16 protein-coding genes are annotated in these 16,675 nt (G+C 75.2%); 9 read left to right on the forward strand and 7 right to left on the reverse strand.

Going from position 1 to position 16,675, the window contains the following annotated elements; translation table 11 throughout:
* Nucleotides 1-82: 82 nt before the first annotated feature.
* Both ACFYVL_RS04265 and ACFYVL_RS04270 read right to left on the reverse strand, forming a co-directional pair.
* Nucleotides 83-2,242: an ATP-binding protein gene (locus tag ACFYVL_RS04265; RefSeq protein WP_389241232.1), complete on the reverse strand. Its 2,160-nt coding sequence runs from the start codon at nt 2,240-2,242 to the stop codon at nt 83-85.
* Nucleotides 2,239-2,907: a LuxR C-terminal-related transcriptional regulator gene (locus ACFYVL_RS04270; protein WP_389241233.1), complete on the reverse strand. Its 669-nt coding sequence runs from the start codon at nt 2,905-2,907 to the stop codon at nt 2,239-2,241. Before ACFYVL_RS04270 ends, ACFYVL_RS04265 begins: the two co-directional genes overlap by 4 nt.
* A gap of 102 nt (nt 2,908-3,009) precedes the next feature.
* Between ACFYVL_RS04270 and ACFYVL_RS04275 the strand changes: the two genes are divergently transcribed.
* Nucleotides 3,010-3,909, forward strand: coding sequence for a DUF4344 domain-containing metallopeptidase (locus ACFYVL_RS04275; RefSeq protein ID WP_389241234.1), 900 nt, complete (start codon nt 3,010-3,012; stop codon nt 3,907-3,909).
* Here the strand turns inward: ACFYVL_RS04275 and ACFYVL_RS04280 are convergent.
* Entirely contained in the window at nt 3,892-5,382 is a 1,491-nt protein-coding gene (locus ACFYVL_RS04280) for an MFS transporter (protein WP_389241235.1), read from the reverse strand. The genes ACFYVL_RS04275 and ACFYVL_RS04280 overlap by 18 nt on opposite strands.
* 176 nt (nt 5,383-5,558) lie before the next feature.
* Here ACFYVL_RS04280 and ACFYVL_RS04285 point away from each other — a divergent pair, with 176 nt between their 5' ends.
* Nucleotides 5,559-6,128: a CGNR zinc finger domain-containing protein gene (locus tag ACFYVL_RS04285; protein WP_389241236.1), complete on the forward strand. Its 570-nt coding sequence runs from the start codon at nt 5,559-5,561 to the stop codon at nt 6,126-6,128.
* Between the two features lie 34 nt (nt 6,129-6,162).
* Here ACFYVL_RS04285 and ACFYVL_RS04290 read toward each other — a convergent pair whose 3' ends face one another.
* Entirely contained in the window at nt 6,163-6,648 is a 486-nt protein-coding gene (locus ACFYVL_RS04290) for a hypothetical protein (protein ID WP_389241237.1), read from the reverse strand.
* A 222-nt stretch (nt 6,649-6,870) separates the two neighbouring features.
* Nucleotides 6,871-7,587: a GrpB family protein gene (locus tag ACFYVL_RS04295; protein WP_389241238.1), complete on the reverse strand. Its 717-nt coding sequence runs from the start codon at nt 7,585-7,587 to the stop codon at nt 6,871-6,873.
* A 96-nt stretch (nt 7,588-7,683) separates the two neighbouring features.
* On the opposite strand from ACFYVL_RS04295, the gene ACFYVL_RS04300 reads away from it, so the two are divergent.
* The 7 genes from ACFYVL_RS04300 (at nt 7,684) to ACFYVL_RS04330 (ending at nt 14,718) form a co-directional block, all read left to right on the forward strand.
* Entirely contained in the window at nt 7,684-8,487 is an 804-nt protein-coding gene (locus ACFYVL_RS04300; protein ID WP_389241239.1) for an alpha/beta hydrolase, read from the forward strand.
* A 56-nt stretch (nt 8,488-8,543) separates the two neighbouring features.
* Nucleotides 8,544-9,815 (forward strand): ABC transporter substrate-binding protein, encoded by a 1,272-nt coding sequence (locus ACFYVL_RS04305; protein WP_389241240.1) that lies wholly within the window; start codon nt 8,544-8,546, stop codon nt 9,813-9,815.
* Between the two features lie 103 nt (nt 9,816-9,918).
* Nucleotides 9,919-10,503, forward strand: a complete 585-nt coding sequence (locus ACFYVL_RS04310) for a DUF6609 family protein (RefSeq protein ID WP_389241241.1) — start codon at nt 9,919-9,921, stop codon at nt 10,501-10,503.
* A 78-nt stretch (nt 10,504-10,581) separates the two neighbouring features.
* Nucleotides 10,582-12,168 carry a CoA transferase gene (locus ACFYVL_RS04315; RefSeq protein WP_389241242.1) on the forward strand — a complete coding sequence of 529 codons (1,587 nt, stop codon included), beginning with the start codon at nt 10,582-10,584 and terminating at the stop codon, nt 12,166-12,168.
* Between the two features lie 179 nt (nt 12,169-12,347).
* Nucleotides 12,348-12,650, forward strand: a complete 303-nt coding sequence (locus ACFYVL_RS04320; RefSeq protein WP_389241243.1) for a hypothetical protein — start codon at nt 12,348-12,350, stop codon at nt 12,648-12,650.
* Between the two features lie 220 nt (nt 12,651-12,870).
* A complete protein-coding gene (locus ACFYVL_RS04325; protein ID WP_389241244.1) occupies nt 12,871-13,596 on the forward strand; it encodes a 4'-phosphopantetheinyl transferase family protein in 726 nt (241 codons plus the stop codon).
* Between the two features lie 69 nt (nt 13,597-13,665).
* Entirely contained in the window at nt 13,666-14,718 is a 1,053-nt protein-coding gene (locus ACFYVL_RS04330) for an aldo/keto reductase (protein ID WP_389241245.1), read from the forward strand.
* Nucleotides 14,719-14,741: 23 nt separating this feature from the next.
* Here ACFYVL_RS04330 and ACFYVL_RS04335 read toward each other — a convergent pair whose 3' ends face one another.
* Complete coding sequence (locus ACFYVL_RS04335) at nt 14,742-15,854, reverse strand: NADAR family protein (protein WP_389241246.1); 1,113 nt, start codon at nt 15,852-15,854, stop codon at nt 14,742-14,744.
* Between the two features lie 16 nt (nt 15,855-15,870).
* A complete protein-coding gene (locus ACFYVL_RS04340; protein WP_389241247.1) occupies nt 15,871-16,530 on the reverse strand; it encodes a GNAT family N-acetyltransferase in 660 nt (219 codons plus the stop codon).
* Nucleotides 16,531-16,675: the final 145 nt, after the last annotated feature.

The raw sequence follows: 16,675 nt of genomic DNA on the forward strand, positions 1-16,675 counted from the left end.
CACTTTGTACGGTGCCGTACATCCGGGGTGGCGGTGAGCTGGGGCACACCGGGCGGGCCCGGCTCCCGGGCGCCGCGCCCCGTCAGCCGCCGCCCTCCCCGGCGGCCGGGAAGCCGCGCCCCGCCTTCTCGTACTCCCTGCGCACCGCCCGCAGCACCAGCTCCGCCGTCACCGGGGTACCGGCCGCCGCCGCGAGGTACGCGGCGGCCAGCGCGACGTTCCTGATCTCGGCACCGCTCAGCGGGAACTCCCGGGCCAGCGCCGCCAGATCGAGCGGAGCGGCGAGCGGCACCCGGCCGGGGAAGGCCCGCTCCCAGATGCTCCGGCGCCGCTCCTCCTCCGGGAACGGGAAGCGGACGACGAAGCCCAGCCGGCGCAGGAACGCCTCGTCGAGGTTCTGCGGACGGTTGCTGGCGAGCAGGGCGATGCCGTCGTACGACTCCATCTTCTGGAGCAGGTACGAGACCTCGATGTTGGCGTACCTGTCGTGCGCGTCCCGCACCTCGGAGCGCTTGCCGAACAGGGCGTCCGCCTCGTCGAAGAGCAGCACCGCGTTCGCGGTGGCCGCCGCCGCGAAGATCCGGTCGAGGTTCTTCTCCGTCTCGCCGATCCACTTGCTGACGACGCCCGCGAGGTCGATCCGGTAGAGGTCGATGCCCAGCTCCCGCGCGACGATCCCGGCCGCCATCGTCTTGCCCGTGCCCGGCGGCCCCGCGAAGAGCGCGCAGACACCCCGGCCCAGGGTGAGCCGCGCCCCGAACCCCCAGTCGTTCAGCACCCGTTCGCGGTGCGCGACGCGGGCGCACAGCTCGCGCAGCTGGTCCAGCGAGTCCGGCGGCAGGACCAGGTCCTCCCACCGGTGCGCCGCGTCCACCTTGACCGCCAGCGCGCCCAGTTCGTCGCCGGTACGGCTGCGGGCGGCGGCGAACAGCGCGTCGGGCAGGTCGTCCGGCGCCGGGGAGCGCCCGCAGCGCGGGGCGGTCGCGTCCCGGGCCAGCGACACCGCCTGGGCGATCTGCGGACCGGTCAGCCGGAAGCGGTGGGCGAGCGCGGTACGGGTGGCGGCGGGGAGGCGCAGCCCGGCCCGGGACAGCTCGGCCCGCCAGAGCTCGGCCCGCAGGGCGGCGTCCGGCGGCGGGCAGTCGATCCGGTGCACGGGGGCGGCGGGCCGCTCCGAGGCCGGAGCGGCGGGCAGCGGGGCCGCCGGCCAGGGCTCCGCTCCCGCCAGCACCACCGGGCCCGTCGAGCGGCCCAATTCGGCCATGAACGCGGAGAGTTCGGCGCGCCGGTCGTGCGCCAGGAGCACGTCGACCCCTTCGACGAAGCACGGCGCGCCCCGGAATTCCGCCTCCCGGAACAGCAGGTGGGCCTCGTCGGGACGACGGAAGAAGCCGACGGGCGCCCGCCCGAGATCCGCCACCAGCAGTACCCGCCCCGCGCGCCGCGCCGCGGCCTCGGCGACCTCGCGCTGCCCGGAGCCCGGCGCTCCGCGCAGATGGACCCGTACCGCACGCCACTCCTCGGCCGCCGCGGCCAGCAGGTCGGCCACCCGGTGGAAACCGCGACCGGACTCCTGCCCGGCCCCCTCGCCCCCGGCCGGGGACCACGCGGCGAAACCGGCCAGCCGGGCGTCAAGACCCCGGTTCCCCAGCAGGTGGGCGACGATCTGGTCGTCCAGTACGAGCGGCCGGGCGAGCAGCGGGACGGCCGCCGCCTCCGGCACGGGCCGCAGCAGCCGGCCTCGTACCAGCGGGGCGTCGCCCTGGAAGTGCTCCCTGCGCACCAGCCGCTCCTCGGCCGTCGCGCACAGCAGGTGCAGGGCGAGGTCGACGGTCGGGCGGCGCTTGGTGACCTCGTCCTGGAGGTACCCGTACAGCCGCTCGTAGCGCAGGTCCAGCTCGGGGGCGAGGGCGACGACCAGCACGTCGAGATCGAAGGCGGAGAGACCGTAACGGTCCCTGAGCACGGCCGGGCGGGTGCCGTCCGCGAACGGCTCGCCCGCCGGCCCGCCCGCGCTGAGCAGCGGTTCCCCCGGAGCCCTGCGGATCAGCCGCACCACCTCCGCCGCGTCGATGTGCAGCCCGCGGAACCTGTCCCCGGCGGCCTCGGCCCCGTACGCCTCCTCCGCGCGCACGAGGGCCGCCGCGAGCAGCGTGTCGAGGCGGCGCAGGACCGCGGTCAGGCCGAACGGGTCCGGGGCGGGGGCCCGGCCGTCCCGGGCGGCGTCCCGGGCATCCCTCACCGGGAGCGCTCCAGCCCGCGCCCGTAGGCTGCCGCCGCGGCGTCGGCCCGGCACTCCACCTGGAGCTTGTCCAGGATGTTGTGCACATGGTTCTTCACGGTGGCGGGCGAGATGAACAGCGCGCGGGCGATCTCCTTGTTGGCGAGCCCCCTGCCGATCAGGTCCAGCACCTCCAGTTCCCGGGCGGTGAGCCGCGCCCGGGGCCCGGCGTCGGGCGGGCGCCCGCCGCCGTCCGCCGCGAGCGTGCCGATCCGGCGCAGCAGCGCGGCGGCGATCCCCGGCGAGCACGGCAGCTCGTCCTTCGCCACGCCCCGCACCACGGCCACCAGTTCGTCGACCGAGTCGTCCCGGGTGACGAAGCCGCAGACGCCCGCCTCCGCCCACGCCACGACGTCCTCGTGACCGCCCACGGACAGCGCGACGACCCGCACCGCGGGCGCCCCCGGCTCCTGGGAGCCGCCGGTGAGCCTGCGGACCGCGGTCGTCTTCTCGCCCGGCGGGGCGTCGAGCAGCACGATGTCCGGGCGCACCTCCGCGACCAGCGGAACCGCGTCCTGCCAGCGGCACCGGCTGCCCACCACCCCGATGTCGGCGTGCGCCGCGAGGATGCTCGCCAGGCCTTCGCGGTACAGCCGCACCTCGGCGATCACCAGAACCCGAAGCATGTATGCAGCGGACCGCTCGGCCGCCGCTCTGTCAATGGCGCTCAGGGGGGCGTGCGGGCGGCTTCCGGGGATCGGCGAGGATGGCTCCGTGCGAATGGGCGAATGTGGGAAAAGGGACGTACGGGCCGGTCGTCCCGCGGCTGTGCGCGGCGGGGCCCGCTGGTGCTGCTGGCCGTCCTGGCCTCCCTCGTCTCCGGGTGCGGGCAGCCGGCCGCGAAGCCCCCGGCGCCGCCGGCGGACACGGCGGGCCCGGCGGACCCCGTGCGTCCGGTGCCCTCGGGGCACGGCCCGGTGCTGTCGGTGCGGTACGAGCCCCCGGCGACCGCCGCCGACCGGCGCGACGCCGCCTTCCTGCGCACGTCCCGGGCCGTCGAGGAGGCCGCCGCCGCACTGGCCGGATTCCTGCGGTGGGGAGCGCGGCGGCCGGTACCGCTCGTGGTCCGGTCCTGCGCGGGGGAAGGGCCCTCGTACGACCCGGAGGCCCGGCGCGTGGAGATCTGTTACGACGAGGTCGCCGAGACCCGCGAACTGTTCCGGGACGCCGGCGTCCGCCCGGCCGGCACCGACGCCGACGTGCGCGCCGTGCTCCTCGAAACGCTCTTCCACGAGTCGGCGCACGCCCTCGTCGACGTCCTCGGCCTCGACGTGTCCGCACTGGCGCCGGACGGCAACGAGGAGGACGCGGCCGACCGGTTCGCCGCCCTGATGCTGCTGCGCGGCGGCGAGCCCGGCGAGCGCCGGCTGCTCGCCGCCGCCGGGGCCTGGCAGGCGTCCGCCGAGGTGTACGAGGAGGCGGCGGACGATGAGCACTCCTCGGACCGGGAACGGGCCGAGGCGATCCGCTGCTGGGTGTACGGGGCCGCGCCCGCCCGCCGCCGGGCACTGGCGGCATCCCCGGACGGGCCGCTCCCCGCGACCCGGGCGGCCGGGTGCGGGGAGGAGTGGCGGGCGGCGCGCACCGGCTGGACGGGGGCGCTGCGCGGGTCAGGCGTCCTCGGCTAGCCCGGCCCTGCTCCGGTCGGTCCCGTTCTGCCCGGTCCCGGTCCGGTGCGTGCCGCTCGACTCCGCCCGGTTCAGTTCCGTCCGCGTGACGTTGCGGAGGAACGGCCACACGGTGCCGGCCACCGCCAGCGCGAAGAGCAGGAAGGCCGCCCTGGTGCCCAGCCACTCGGCGAGCACACCGATCAGCGCCGCACCCACCGGCATACCGCCCCAGGTGAGCAGCCGGGCGGCGCTGCTGTAGCGGCCCATCAGGGCGTCCGGCACGACGTTCTGCGAGATCAGCCGGGCGTTCACGGTCCACAGGGTGCCGCCCATGCCGCCGAGGAACGCGGCCGTCGCGACCGCCCACACCTGGGTGGTGAGCGCGGGCACCGCCATCATCGCCAGCGTGCCCAGGAGGTCCGCGAACATCGCCCAGCGGCGGCCGAGCAGCCGGTTCACCCAGGTGACGGTCAGCGTGCCGGCCAGCCCGCCCACGCCCAGGGCGCTGAGCACAATCCCGTACTCCTGCGGCGACAGCGCCAGCAGTTCCTTGGCGACCAGCGGCATCAGCGCCAGCCAGGCGCCCCAACTGGCGCACAGCACGGTCAGGATGAGGGACATGGTGCGCAGGAGGCGGCTGCGCCAGAGGAAGCGCAGACCTTCGGTGAGCTCACCGAGGAGGGCGGGGGAGGAGCCGGCGGAGGCGGCGGCGCCGGACGCGCCCGGCCCGCCTACCGGGTCCGGCCCGCCTACCGGGTCCGGGCTGCCGGTGGCCGCGCGGAAGCGGCCCGTCAGCAGCAGGAGCAGCAGGCAGGCCGAGAGGTACGCGACCCAGGTGGTGCCCAGCGCGAGAGCGGTGCCGGCGGCGAGGAGCAGGCCGCCGATCATGGGGCCGCAGAACTCGTTGGCGGCCGTCTCCACGCCGGTGATCCACGCGTTGGCGCGTTCGCGTCCGGCACGCGGCACGACTGCCGGGATCAGCGCGCTCTCCGAGGTCTGGGCGATCACCTCGGCGACGCCCAGCGCCGCTCCCGCGACGAACAGCGTGTGCAGGGCGAGGGAATCGGTGAGCACCGCGTGCAGGAGCCCGCCGACGGCCAGCAGCCGTATCCCGTTGGCCAGCCAGAGCAGCCGCCGCCGGTCGGCGCGGTCGACCAGCACGCCGACCGGCAGCGAGAGGAGCAGCCACGGCAGCGTGAGGGTGAGGGCGACCAGCGAGATCAGGCCGGGGGAGCCGGTGAGGCGGGTGGCCAGCAGCGGCAGGGCGATCTTGGCGATGCCGTCGGCGAGGTTGGTGACGGCGCTGAGGGCGAGCAGGACGAGCGTGTTGCGGGTGCCGCGCGGGGCGTCGCCCGCTGTGGCGTGCGGATCGCCGGCCCCGGCGGGCGCGGGGCTCGTCCCGCCGTGCGGCCCGTACGCCCCGCCGCGCGAGGGATCCGGGGCCGGAACGGCTTCCGGGGGCCCGCTGTTCAGCGTCTCCGACACACTCACGAGGCGACCCCTAACCGGCTAACGGCTTCACTGGTTATTCCTGTCGTGAAGCAGACTGCCAGAACCTGCGAGCACCGGTCAACGCTTTAGCCGGTTAGCATGGAGAGGGAACACGGAATACTGCGACCAGCCAGCCAGCCAGCCCTGCCCCGCCGATCGCTGATGGGAGCCGCCGCATGATCGAAGCCCCGCCCCCGGCCCGACTGGTCGAGGCGTTCGCCAACACCGTCGACGTCGAACTCGGCACCGACGACCTCGACACCCCGGCCCACCTCGCGGCCTGGCTCACCGAGCACGACCTGCTCCCGGCCAGCACCCGGGTCACCTCCGCCGACCACGACCTCGGCCTCCGGCTGCGCGGCGGCCTCCGGGAGAGCCTGGGCCTGCACGCGGACACCCCCGACCCGGCCCTGGTCGCCGCCGCCGACCGGGCCCTGTGCGAACTGCCGCTGCGCACCACCGCCCGCCCCGACGCCCGTACGTCCCTGGCGCCGTCCCCCGAACTCCCGCCCGTACGCACGGGGTTGGCTGCCGTCGCCATCGCCTGGACCGAGATCGGCATCACCGGCGACATCGCCCGCCTCAAGCGCTGCGCCGAGCACGGCTGCGCCTGGGTCTTCTGGGACACCTCGAAGAACCGCAGCCGCCGCTGGTGCTCGATGCGCGTCTGCGGCAACCGCACCAAGGCCCGCCGCTACGCCGCCAAACGCGCGACCGCCCCACAGCCGGAGGCGACCGCCCCGTAACAGACAGCCGTCCAGTACGGCTTCACCCGGCGGCTCAGCTGCCGGGCACCTCCATCAGGGCCACCCGGTCGCCCCGCATCACGCTGTACGGTCCGCCCGCCATGCGCTGCCGGTAGAACTTCCGGCCCAGCACTTCGAGACCGCTGACCCCCCACTCGCGCAGCACCGTGCCCTGCCGGTGCGCCGACCAGAAGTCCAGCGCCGCACCGGTCGCCCCGGGCAGGTGGAGGGCCTCGTTCCAGTACCGCAGCTCGGCACGGTCCGCCGCGTAGCGGGCGTTCACCAGGGCCGGGAAGTCGTGGGTGATCCGTTCCAGGGCGCGCCGCACCTCGGCGAGCGGGGCGGCGGGCCCGCAGACGCTCAGGGTGATGTGCCAGAGGGTGTCCGGCGCCTCGTCGGCGCCCGCCCCGGCGTCCTGGCCGGTGGCGCCGGGGGAGGTGTGGAGGCTGAGCACCCGGGCGGTGGCGGGGGCGTCCTCGGTCCCGGGCGTCCCGTCGGTGTCCCCGTGGTCGTCACCCATGCCGTTCACCCTCCCACCAACCGCTTCCGTGCACTCTCGCAGGTATCCCGCATACAACCAGCCGCACCGCACACGGAAACCGAACCTGGCCGGTTCCTCCTCGAACCGTACGTATGCGGGGCCCGCCGGTCCGCCCCCGGCCGGCGGCCCGGAGCGGTGCGGGCGGGCCCGCCCCGTACGGTCTCGTCGGCCGTCCGCGGACCATGGGCGCCACCGGTTCCCTCAACCCCCGTACGGCGCCCAGCCGGTGGCCTCGGCCCACGGCTCGGCGACCGTGACGACCAGGTCGACGACCGGGTCCTTGACGTCCGCGTACACCCCGGTGTCCGCGACCGCCTCAGCGAGCAGCCGCTTGAAGCGGGCGTACGCGGGGACGGCCTCGGGGTGCGCGCGGAACCAGTCGCGGAAGAGCAGCGCGAGCCGCTCGTTGGGCGAACCGACGCGGCGCACGTGCAGATTGACGGCCCGTAGGGCAACGGCGTCCGCGACGGCGGTGACGTCCGGGACGGCGGGCGTGCCGTCGGAGGCCGGGCGGGCGCCCTGGTCGGGCCGCCGCGTCCACAGCCGCTTCGCCCACTTCCGCGGGTCGTCGTCGAGCCCGGCGGGCACGTGGTCGTGCCGGTGCCGGGAGAGCAGGAAGCCCCGGTCGGCGAGCGGTCCGGCGAAGTCCCGCTCCGCCGCGGCCAGGTCCACGACAGCCACCTGGAGGTCGAGGACGGGTTTGGCCGCCATCCCCGGGATCGCGGTGCTGCCGATGTGCTCGACGTGCACGGCCGTGGGCGCGAGCGCGGCGCGCAGCTCGGCGGCGAGCGCGAGCCCCTGCGCCCGCCAGCCGGGCGAGGGGTCGACGAGTACGGGAACGTCGGCGGGGCCGGCCGCGGTGGCGGCGGCAGCGGACGGGACGCCCCCGGAAGCGGCGGGCGGGGTGGAATCGATCATCGGATCGAGTGTAAGTGGGCGACGGGGTGCGGCGGTTCCCCGGTGGGTAGGGTGCGGGCCGGGCAGCACTCCCACCTCGCAGGAGGCCACGACCGCATGACCGACATGGCGCAGGACGCACCGGACAGCGGCGAGCGGAGTGGACGACTCCCGGTGGAATCGCGCGAGTTCACCCTCGACTGCGACGGCGAGACCCTCAGCTGTACGGAGTCCGCCCCCACCGGCAGCCACTTGGAACGCCCCCCGTCCGGCCTCACCGCCGTCCTCCTGCACGGCGCGGGCAACGGCGACAAGCAGAGCCCCGGCCTCCTCGGCGCCCACCTCGCCGCCCGGGGTCACCGCGCGCTCGCTCTCGACTTCTCCGGCCACGGCGCCAGCACCGGACACCTCCGCGAACTCAGTCTGCGGCGCCGCTTCGCCCAGGCCCGTACCCTCGTCGACCTGCACGCCCCCGCCGGCACCCGGCTCGTGCTCGTCGGCTTCAGCATGAGCGGCCAGACCGTCGCCGACCTGGCGGCGCACTACGGCCCCCGCGTCGCCGCGGTCGGGCTCGGCGCACCCGCGGTGTACGGGGCCGGCGCCTGGCCGGTGCGGTTCGGGGACGGCTTCACGGAGATCATCCGTACACCGGACAGCTGGCGGAGTTCCCCCGCCCTGGACGTCTTCCGGACCCTGCCCGCCACCGTCCGCGCCGTGCTCGCCACCCCGGCGGTCGACGCGGTGATCCCACCCGCGGTGACCGAGGCCGTCGACGAGGCCCTCACCGCCTCGGACGCGCACTACACCCGGCTCGTGTTCCCGACGGCCGACCACCGGATGAGCCTGTGGTTCGCCGAGGACGAGGGCGCGCGCGAGGACTTCTTCGACGCGCTGCTGGGGTCCGGCGGACAACGCCGCTGACCGGACGGGCCGTTAACCGCTTGCCCGGGGGCGAGGGTGCGGCTGCAATGTGCGCCATGAACACACCGCCGTCACCCTCGTCACCCGTACCGTCCTCAGCATCACAGCCCCACGCGTCACAGCCCCCCGCGTCACAGCCCCCCGCGTCACAGCCCCCCGCGTCACAGCCCCCCGCATCGCCGTCCCCCGCACCGGCCGCACCCGTACCGCCGTCTCCCCGGGAGTCCGTCCGGATCGGTGCGCTCGCCCCGCTCACCCGGCCGGGCTGGACCGAGGCGGGCCGCCACCTGCTCGCCGGGCTCGAACTGGCCGCCCGCGAGGTCAACGACGCGGGCGGGATCGACGGCAGACCACTGGAACTGCTGGTCCGGGACACCGCCGCCGACCCGGTGCGGGCCGGGGCGGCCGTCGACGAACTGGCCGGGCTGGGCGTGGCGGCACTCGTGGGGGAGTACCACAGCGTGGTCGCCCGCACGGTCGCCACCAGGGCCGACGCCCTGGGGCTGCCGTACCTCTGCTCCTCGGCGGTGCTCGACGTGCTCACCGGGCAGCCGGCCCACGAGGGTCCCCCCGCCGGGGCGGCGCCGGGCGCCGGGGGGTGGGTGGCGCGGATCGCCCCGCCGCAGTCCCGCGGCTGGCGGATCTACGCGGACCACCTGCGCGGCGCGGGCCACCGCCGGATCGCCGTGGCCACCCAGCCGAGCGCCTACTGGGCCTCGGGCACCCGCATCCTGCGCGACCACCTCGCCCCGCACGGCGGAACCGTCCTCGAACTCGACGCGAGCACGCTCGACCCCGCGGCGCTGTGCGACGCCCTCGCCGAACACGGCGCGACCGCTCTCCTCCTGCTGGTGGGCCACCCGGAACCGGCGGTGCCGATCGTCGAGGCGGTCCGCAAGGACGAGCGCCTCGCCGGGCTCCTGCTGGGCGCTCCCGCCGGGCAGCCGGAACTCCCGGGATGGGGAGAGCTGCTGGGCGCCGCGGGCACCGCGATCCCGTTCCTGCGCTACCTGCCCGAGCACCCGACGCCGCTCGGCGCCCGCGTCGGGGCGGCCCTCCGCGAGCGGCTGGGCGAAGAGCCCTCCTTCGTCGCGTTCGAGGGCCACGACACGGTCACCGTGCTCGCCGCGGCCCTGCGCGCGTACGGCACGGACCGTGCGGAGATCGCCGCGGGCTGGCCGCGCATCGCGGTGGAGGGCACGCGCGGGCCGATCCGGTTCTCCCGGACACCGGGCATCGACGTGTGGCAGTGGACCGGGACTCCCATCCAGGTCACCGACCGCGACCCGGCGGACCCGGGCACCTTCCGCGTCCTGCGCACCGGCTGACGGGCCGGGGCACCGCCCCTCCCGCGTCCCGCGCGCACACCGGCCGACGGTGCCCCGATACCCCCTTCGCCGAACCCGCACCCCAGCAGATTGAGTTGACCCCATGACCGCCTCCGCGCTCCACACCTCCCTCGCTTCCCTCACCCCCCTCGTCTCCCTCGCCGAGGCCGCGCCCGGCCCCCCGCACCCGTACCCCCTCATCCGCGGCGGCGGCCTCTTCCTGCTCTGCGTCGGCCTCGGCTTCCTGCTCGGCTGGATATTCCAGCGCCGGTGGGTGCCCTTCGCCATCGGCGGCGGTGTGGCCGGATTCGTCGCGAGCGGGCTGAGCGCACTGCTCCCGTCGCTCGGCTCGCCCTCCTTCGTGCAGATCGCGGGCCTGGCAGGTTCCTTCGTTCTCGAAATGGGCCTGATCTATCTGGTCGTCACCCGCTACCAGAAGCAGCAGCAGGACGAACGGACGCTCATCCTGAGCATCCTGTTCGTGGTGGGTCTGCACTTCCTGCTCATGGGCCTGGCCCACGGCCCGTTGATGACCCTCCTTGGCGTCGCCACCTCGGCCAACGCACTGATCGGGCTGTACGCGGCCAAGAGGGTTCCGGTCCGCGCGCTGGGCGTGACCGACGCGCTGCTGAAGCTCGGCTTCGGCGCCTGGATGCTGCTGGCGTATCCGGCGGTGACCTTCGCCTGACGCACCGCCCGCGCACGCCGCGTGATAGCTGGCTCACACCTTCGCTCCGGGGCGCCGTCGGTGCTGCATGCTGGCGACATGACGTACAGCGACGGCGGGACCAGGGACGAGCGCGGCGACGACCGGGACCACCCCGGCCCCGGGGCCGACACCGCGACGGCCCATGCCTGGGCGGCCCTCGGCGGCCGGCCCGACCTGGTGACGAAGGTGTCGTACGCGCGGGACGCGGGCGACGTGCTCCCGGCCCGGCTGCCGGTACGGGAACTGGCGCGGGCCACGGTCGGTGCCTGCTCCCTGGCCGCCGCCGAACTCGCGGCGGCACGCGGCGCGGCCCCGGACGTGCCCGCCGTACGGGTCTCCGAGGGAGCCGTCGCCACCGCCTTCCACAGCGAACGCGTCCTGCGCATCGACGGCCGCGCACCGACCAACTTCGCCCCGCTGTCCGGCTTCTGGCGCACCGCCGACAGCTGGGTGCGCACACACGCCAACTACCCCCACCACCGCGCCCGCCTGCTCGCCGCCCTCGGCATCCCGGACGACGGGACCCGTGACGACCACGCACAGGCCGAGGCGCTCGCCACCGAACTGAAATCGCGTACGGCACACCAGGTGCAGGAAGCGGTGTACGCGGCCGGCGGCCTGGCGGTAGCCCTGGCACCTGCGCCGGACCGCACAGGCCACACGGACCGACCGGACCGCACGGGCCGTCCGGCACCCGCACCGGACCGCACCGGCAGTGCGGCACCCGCACCGGAAGGCCCCGGCGGCCCCAGCGGCCCCGGCGGCCCGGTACCCGCGCTCCCGCTCGTCGAGCGCCACCGTCCCGCATCCGCCGCCCGAGGACCCCGCCTCCCCGACGCCGCGCTCCCGGCGGCGGGCGTACGGGTCCTGGACCTGACGCGGGTGCTCGCCGGACCGGTCGCGGCACGCACGCTCGCCCTGCTCGGCGCCGATGTGCTCCGCATCGACTCGCCCGGCCTCCGCGAGGACGCCGACACCCACACCGACACGGGCATGGGCAAGCGCTCGACCCTCCTCGACCTCGGCACGCCCGGTGACAGCGCGACCTTCGAGCGACTGCTGGCCTCCGCGGACGTCGTCCTGTCCGGATACCGCCCCGGGGCCCTGGACCGCCTCGGTCTGGCCCCCGAGGCGCTCATGGAGCGCCGTCCCGGCCTGATCGTGGCCCAGCTGTGCGCCTGGGGCTGGAACGGGCCGTGGGCGGGACGGCGCGGCTTCGACAGCCTCGTCCAGGTGGGTACCGGAATCGCCTCGATCGAGGGCGAGGGCCCGGAGGGGAGGCCGGGCGCGCTGCCCGCGCAGGCCCTGGACCACGGTACGGGCTACCTCGTGGCCGGCGGCGTACTGCGCGCCCTGACGGAGCGTCAGGCGGACGGCGGAGGAACCCACTTGAAGTATTCGCTCGCCGGCACCGCGTCCTGGCTCATGCACGGCCTGCGCCCGGACGGGGACACGACCGACCCGCACCCGGCCACCGCGGACCGGCCCTCCGGGAGCGACACCCCCGACCGCTGGCTGACCACCGCCGAATCCCCGTACGGCACCCTCACCCACGCCCTCCCGCCCGTGAGCTACTCGGGCTCGCCGGGCAACTGGAGCCGGTCCGTGAGCAGTTGGGGCACCGACCGGCCGGAATGGCTGTGACGGGGGACGCCACGGCGAACGCGGACGCGACGCACCCTCTCCCGCCGGGCCCTTTTCCGTCAGGCCCGCCCCCGTCAGGCCCGCCCCCGCCAGGACCGTTCCCGCCGGACCCCGTCCGGGACCTCCGGGCGACATACGCCCGCCAGGCCGGCTGCCCCTGCGACTTCGCCTCCGTCACGGTGGACTTCGAGCCGTGGGAGGACGGCGTGGCCTTCGAGATCGCGGCGGACGCCCGGCTGCCGGACGACCCCGGGACGGTGCCCGGGTACCTGGCCGCCCTGGAGACAGGACTGCGCGAGGAACTCGCGGCCGTCGGCGCCGCGCGCGGCGTACGGGTGGCGGTGGCCGTCGTCGTACGCGGCATCCGTATCCACGAGGTGGACTCCCGGGACCGCTCCTTCCGCGAAGCCGGCCGGGTCGCCGTCCGCAACGCCGTGCACCGGCTGTACGGGCCACCGCCGCGCCCGAAGCGGAAGGCCTGACGGGCGGGCGGGCCACTCGCGGGGAGCGGCGGCCGACGGGGCCGGGGAGCCGCTCCGAACCCACCCTTCCGCAAGCCTTAAAGTGTCCCTTCAGCCCTTACGAACCACCGCCTCAGCACCGGCCCCAGCCCACCCGAACCCATCAGGAAGGCCCCGCCCGATGTCGTCCGTACCTCCGCGAGCCCGCCCAGCGCAGCAGGAGGAGGACGGCCCCGGGGCGATGAGGCCCCCCGCCGTGCCGCGCACGCTGCGCCCCGGCCCCTTCGAGGGCGCCCTCGTGCTCCCCGGAGCGGGCGCGGACGTCTGGCAGCTGAGCATCGCCGAGTACGGCGACGGCACGGCCGACGGCTCCCTCGACCTGCTGGACGCCACCGAACGCCAACGGCACACCGACTTCCGCAGGGACGTCGACAAGGCCCGCTACGCCGCCGCCCACATCGGCCTGCGCCACCTGCTCGGCGCCTACCTCGGCCGGGCGCCCGGCGACATCGTCCTGGGCCGCGAGCCCTGCCCGCTCTGCCCCGAACCGCACGGCCGCCCCTGCGTTCCCGGCGCCGACCTCCACTTCTCCCTCTCGCACAGCGGCGACCTGGTGCTCCTCGCGTTCGCCCCGACCGCCGTCGGCGTGGACGTCGAACTCCTCACCGACACCGGCCAGGCGGACGAGGTCTCCGGCGTCCTGAATCCCCGCGAACGCGCCGAACTCGCCGCCCTGGCCACGGACGACGCCGCCAGGCTCACCGCGTTCGGCCGCTGCTGGTGCCGCAAGGAGGCCTACCTCAAGGGCACCGGAACCGGCCTCGCCGTACCCCTGGACGCCACCTACGTCGGCGCCGGCCCGCGACCGGGCGACATCCCCGGCTGGCTCCTCACCGACATCGAGGTCCGCGACGGCTACGCGGCAGCCCTCGCGACCGCCAACCCGGAGCCGCGCCACGGGACTTGACCTCAAGTCCACTCCAACTCCTAGAGTGCGCAGCCAGCACGGAATCGGACGAAACAGGGGGACCCCACCATGCGTTACCGCACGCTCGGCGGCACCGGGATCGAAGTCAGTGCCTACTGTCTCGGCACCATGATGTTCGGCTCGGTGGGCAATCCCGATCACGACGACTGCGTACGGACCATCCACCGGGCGCTCGACGCGGGCATCAACTTCGTGGACACCGCCGACATGTACTCGGCGGGCGAGTCCGAGGTGGTCGTGGGGAAGGCCCTGCGGGGTGCGCGGCGCGACGGCACCGTGCTCGCCAGCAAGTTCCACTTCCCGATGGGGGAGGGGCGCAACCGGGGCGGCAACTCGCGGCGCTGGATCGTGCAGGCCGTCGAGGACAGTCTGCGGCGGCTCCAGACCGACCGGATCGACCTGTACCAGGTGCACCGGCCCGACGACACCACCGACATCGAGGAGACCCTCGACGCGCTGGCCGACCTGCGCAGGGAGGGGAAGATCCGGGCGTTCGGCTGCTCGACCTTCCCCGCCGAGTACCTGGTCGAGGCCCACCACGCCGCGGACCGCCGCGCACTGCCGCGCTTCCGCACCGAGCAGCCGCCGTACTCGCTGCTCGCCCGCGGCATCGAGAGCAACGTGCTGCCGGTCGCGGCGCGTTACGGCATGGGCGTGCTGACCTGGAGCCCGCTGGCCTCCGGGTTCCTGTCGGGGAGGTACCGCAAGGGCCGCCCGGTGGACCTGGACGGCGGCCGGGCCCGGCTCCACCCGAAGCGGTTCGACCCCGCGATCCCGGAGAACCAGGTCAAGCTCGACGTCGCCGACCGGCTCGCGGAGGTAGCGGAGGGGCTCGGCCGTACGCTGCCGGAGCTGGCCGTCGCCTTCCCGCTCGCCCACCCGGCGGTCACCTCGGTGATCATCGGCCCGCGCACCGAGGACCAGTTGGACGGCCTCCTCAAGGGTGCCTCGCTGGTGCTCGACGACGCGACCCTCGACCGGATCGACGAGATCGTGCCGCCCGGCACCAACCTGTACCACCCGGACGGCGTGTGGCGGCACCCGGCACTCGACGACACCTCGGCCCGCCGGCGGCCGGAGGGCGAGCGGTCGGCCGCCTGAGCCGCGAAAGCGCCCCGCCCCGCTCAGAGCCCCGCCCGCTCCGCCCGCAGCTCCGACCGTACGAGTTCCAGGAGCCGGCCCGTCCAGTTGCGTCCCGTCGCGCCGCCGCGCCCCCAGAAGCGGGGGGAGTCCAGGTCGCCGTAGTGCAGCGGGGCGTCCCCGGTGCGCAGCAGCTCCTCGGCAAGCGCCGGGTGCTGGGCGAACTTCGCGCGCAGCAGCCGGGACATCACGGTCAGCCGCAGATCCGCCCAGTGCGGGCGGCGCGGGGACTCCTCGGCGAGTTCGCGCGCCGCGCGCAGGGTTCCGGCGCCGCGGATCAGGTCCCGGCGGGCGGGGTCGTCGGTCGACAGCGCCCAGTAGCCGTGCCCCACGGTCGGATACGTGACGCCGTCGAGCAGCACCGGAGCCGGGTACTCGTTGCGCAGGGCCGTCGTACCGGCCTCCGCCTGCGGGCGGAAGACGCCGAAATGGGGGTCCAGGGGGACGGTGGGCGAGCGCGGCTCCCGCGGTCCGTCCGCCTCCCGGCGGCGCTCGGCCACCCCGCGCCAGTGGTCCCGCTCGGCGAAGTACGCGACGGCGTCGGCGTACTCGTCCTCGTCGACCGGCTCGTCCCACCGGTGGAACGTGCCGCCGGGGCCCGCGGCCAGCACCCGCAGCGGTACGTCCCTGGCGTCCATGTCCCCGAGCGCGAAGACCCGTACGGTCTCCGGCATCTCCAGGTACGCGGTACGCAGCAGGGCCCGGTTGGCCTCCGTGGGGTCGGCCAGGAAGGAGTCGGCGGCGGCCAGGCAGCGGTCGGTGGAGGTGGGGCGGCCGTTCAGGCGCTCGATCTCGTCGCGCACCTCGCCGAGCAGGTCCTCCCGCGTCGTGTACGAGCGGACCCCGGTGAACGTCCAGGAGCCGATCCCGTACACGGACGCCTCGCCGCCCTCCGGCAGTTCGGTGGCCACCCACCCCGAGCGCAGCTTCTCGTCGAACTCCTCCAGCGTCACCAGTCCCCAGCAGTCGATCAGACCGTCGGCGTAGATCACCAGGTCGGTCAGGTGGTGGCCGCCGTTCCTGATGAACGCGTGCCGCCAGGTGCCGGGGACGCGCTCGCCGTCGACGTCGCGGAAGGTGGGGTTGCGCGGTGCCATGGGAACAGATCCTTCCTCAGCCGCGCCCGCCCGCCGGTTCCGGGGCCGGGTCGGTGGCCAGCCGGGCGTGCAGGTGCTCGTCGTGGTACGCGCCGTCGCCGAAGCGGTACGAGGCGCGCAGGACGCCCTCGGCGGGGAAGCCGGAGCGGGCGGCGACCCGGCAGGAGGCCTCGTTCTCGACGGCGTGGGCGAGTTCGAGGCGGCGCACGCCCGCCGTGGCGAACGCCCAGTCGGCAGCCGCGATGGTCGCCCTGGTCGCCAGACCCCAGCCGCGCGCGGCGGGCAGCAGCCAGTAGCCGATCATCGCCAGGCCGTCCGCCCGGTCGGTCCAGCGGACGGTGAGGGCGCCCAGCAGACCGGGCACGGTGTCCGTGGTGGCGGTCAGCCGGGTGTTCTCCACGATGGCGAAGGTGGCGACGTTCCCGGCGTCCCAGGCGTTCTCACGGACCTCCAGCCACTTCGCTGCGGCGTCCCGGTCGGCGGCCGGGAGGGGGTTCCACAGGGCTATCTGCGGATCGTTGGCGGCGGCCACCAGAGCGTCCAGCGTGGTCGGCTCGTCGATGTCGTCCCGGCTCCACGGCCGCAGCACCACCTCGTCGAGTTCGAGGGTGGTGCGCACGAAGTCCTGGGGAGAGGGCGCCGGGGCGATGCCCGCGGCGGAGGCAGAGGTGCTCATGGAGCCTCTTTCTACCCGCAGTTCGGACACCGCCGCCAGGGAATATCCGACAAAGTCACTGGTCAGCCGGAGGGGACTGCCGAGCTGCGTGCGTCTTCCCCCCCCCCTCTCCAGCCGGGCCACGGGGCCAGCACCTCCACGCGTG

This window comes from Streptomyces sp. NPDC004111 (assembly GCF_042874215.1).
Taxonomy (GTDB): Bacteria; Actinomycetota; Actinomycetes; order Streptomycetales; family Streptomycetaceae; genus Streptomyces.

Bases quoted from the DNA above. Each gene is read 5' to 3' on its own strand.
- ACFYVL_RS04270 (WP_389241233.1), bottom strand. From the start codon at position 2,907: ATGCTTCGGGTTCTGGTGATCGCCGAGGTGCGGCTGTACCGCGAAGGC.
- ACFYVL_RS04275 (WP_389241234.1), top strand. From the start codon at position 3,010: ATGTGGGAAAAGGGACGTACGGGCCGGTCGTCCCGCGGCTGTGCGCGG.
- ACFYVL_RS04285 (WP_389241236.1), top strand. From the start codon at position 5,559: ATGATCGAAGCCCCGCCCCCGGCCCGACTGGTCGAGGCGTTCGCCAAC.
- ACFYVL_RS04290 (WP_389241237.1), bottom strand. From the start codon at position 6,648: ATGGGTGACGACCACGGGGACACCGACGGGACGCCCGGGACCGAGGAC.
- ACFYVL_RS04295 (WP_389241238.1), bottom strand. From the start codon at position 7,587: ATGATCGATTCCACCCCGCCCGCCGCTTCCGGGGGCGTCCCGTCCGCT.
- ACFYVL_RS04300 (WP_389241239.1), top strand. From the start codon at position 7,684: ATGACCGACATGGCGCAGGACGCACCGGACAGCGGCGAGCGGAGTGGA.
- ACFYVL_RS04305 (WP_389241240.1), top strand. From the start codon at position 8,544: ATGAACACACCGCCGTCACCCTCGTCACCCGTACCGTCCTCAGCATCA.
- ACFYVL_RS04310 (WP_389241241.1), top strand. From the start codon at position 9,919: ATGACCGCCTCCGCGCTCCACACCTCCCTCGCTTCCCTCACCCCCCTC.
- ACFYVL_RS04315 (WP_389241242.1), top strand. From the start codon at position 10,582: ATGACGTACAGCGACGGCGGGACCAGGGACGAGCGCGGCGACGACCGG.
- ACFYVL_RS04325 (WP_389241244.1), top strand. From the start codon at position 12,871: ATGAGGCCCCCCGCCGTGCCGCGCACGCTGCGCCCCGGCCCCTTCGAG.
- ACFYVL_RS04330 (WP_389241245.1), top strand. From the start codon at position 13,666: ATGCGTTACCGCACGCTCGGCGGCACCGGGATCGAAGTCAGTGCCTAC.
- ACFYVL_RS04335 (WP_389241246.1), bottom strand. From the start codon at position 15,854: ATGGCACCGCGCAACCCCACCTTCCGCGACGTCGACGGCGAGCGCGTC.
- ACFYVL_RS04340 (WP_389241247.1), bottom strand. From the start codon at position 16,530: ATGAGCACCTCTGCCTCCGCCGCGGGCATCGCCCCGGCGCCCTCTCCC.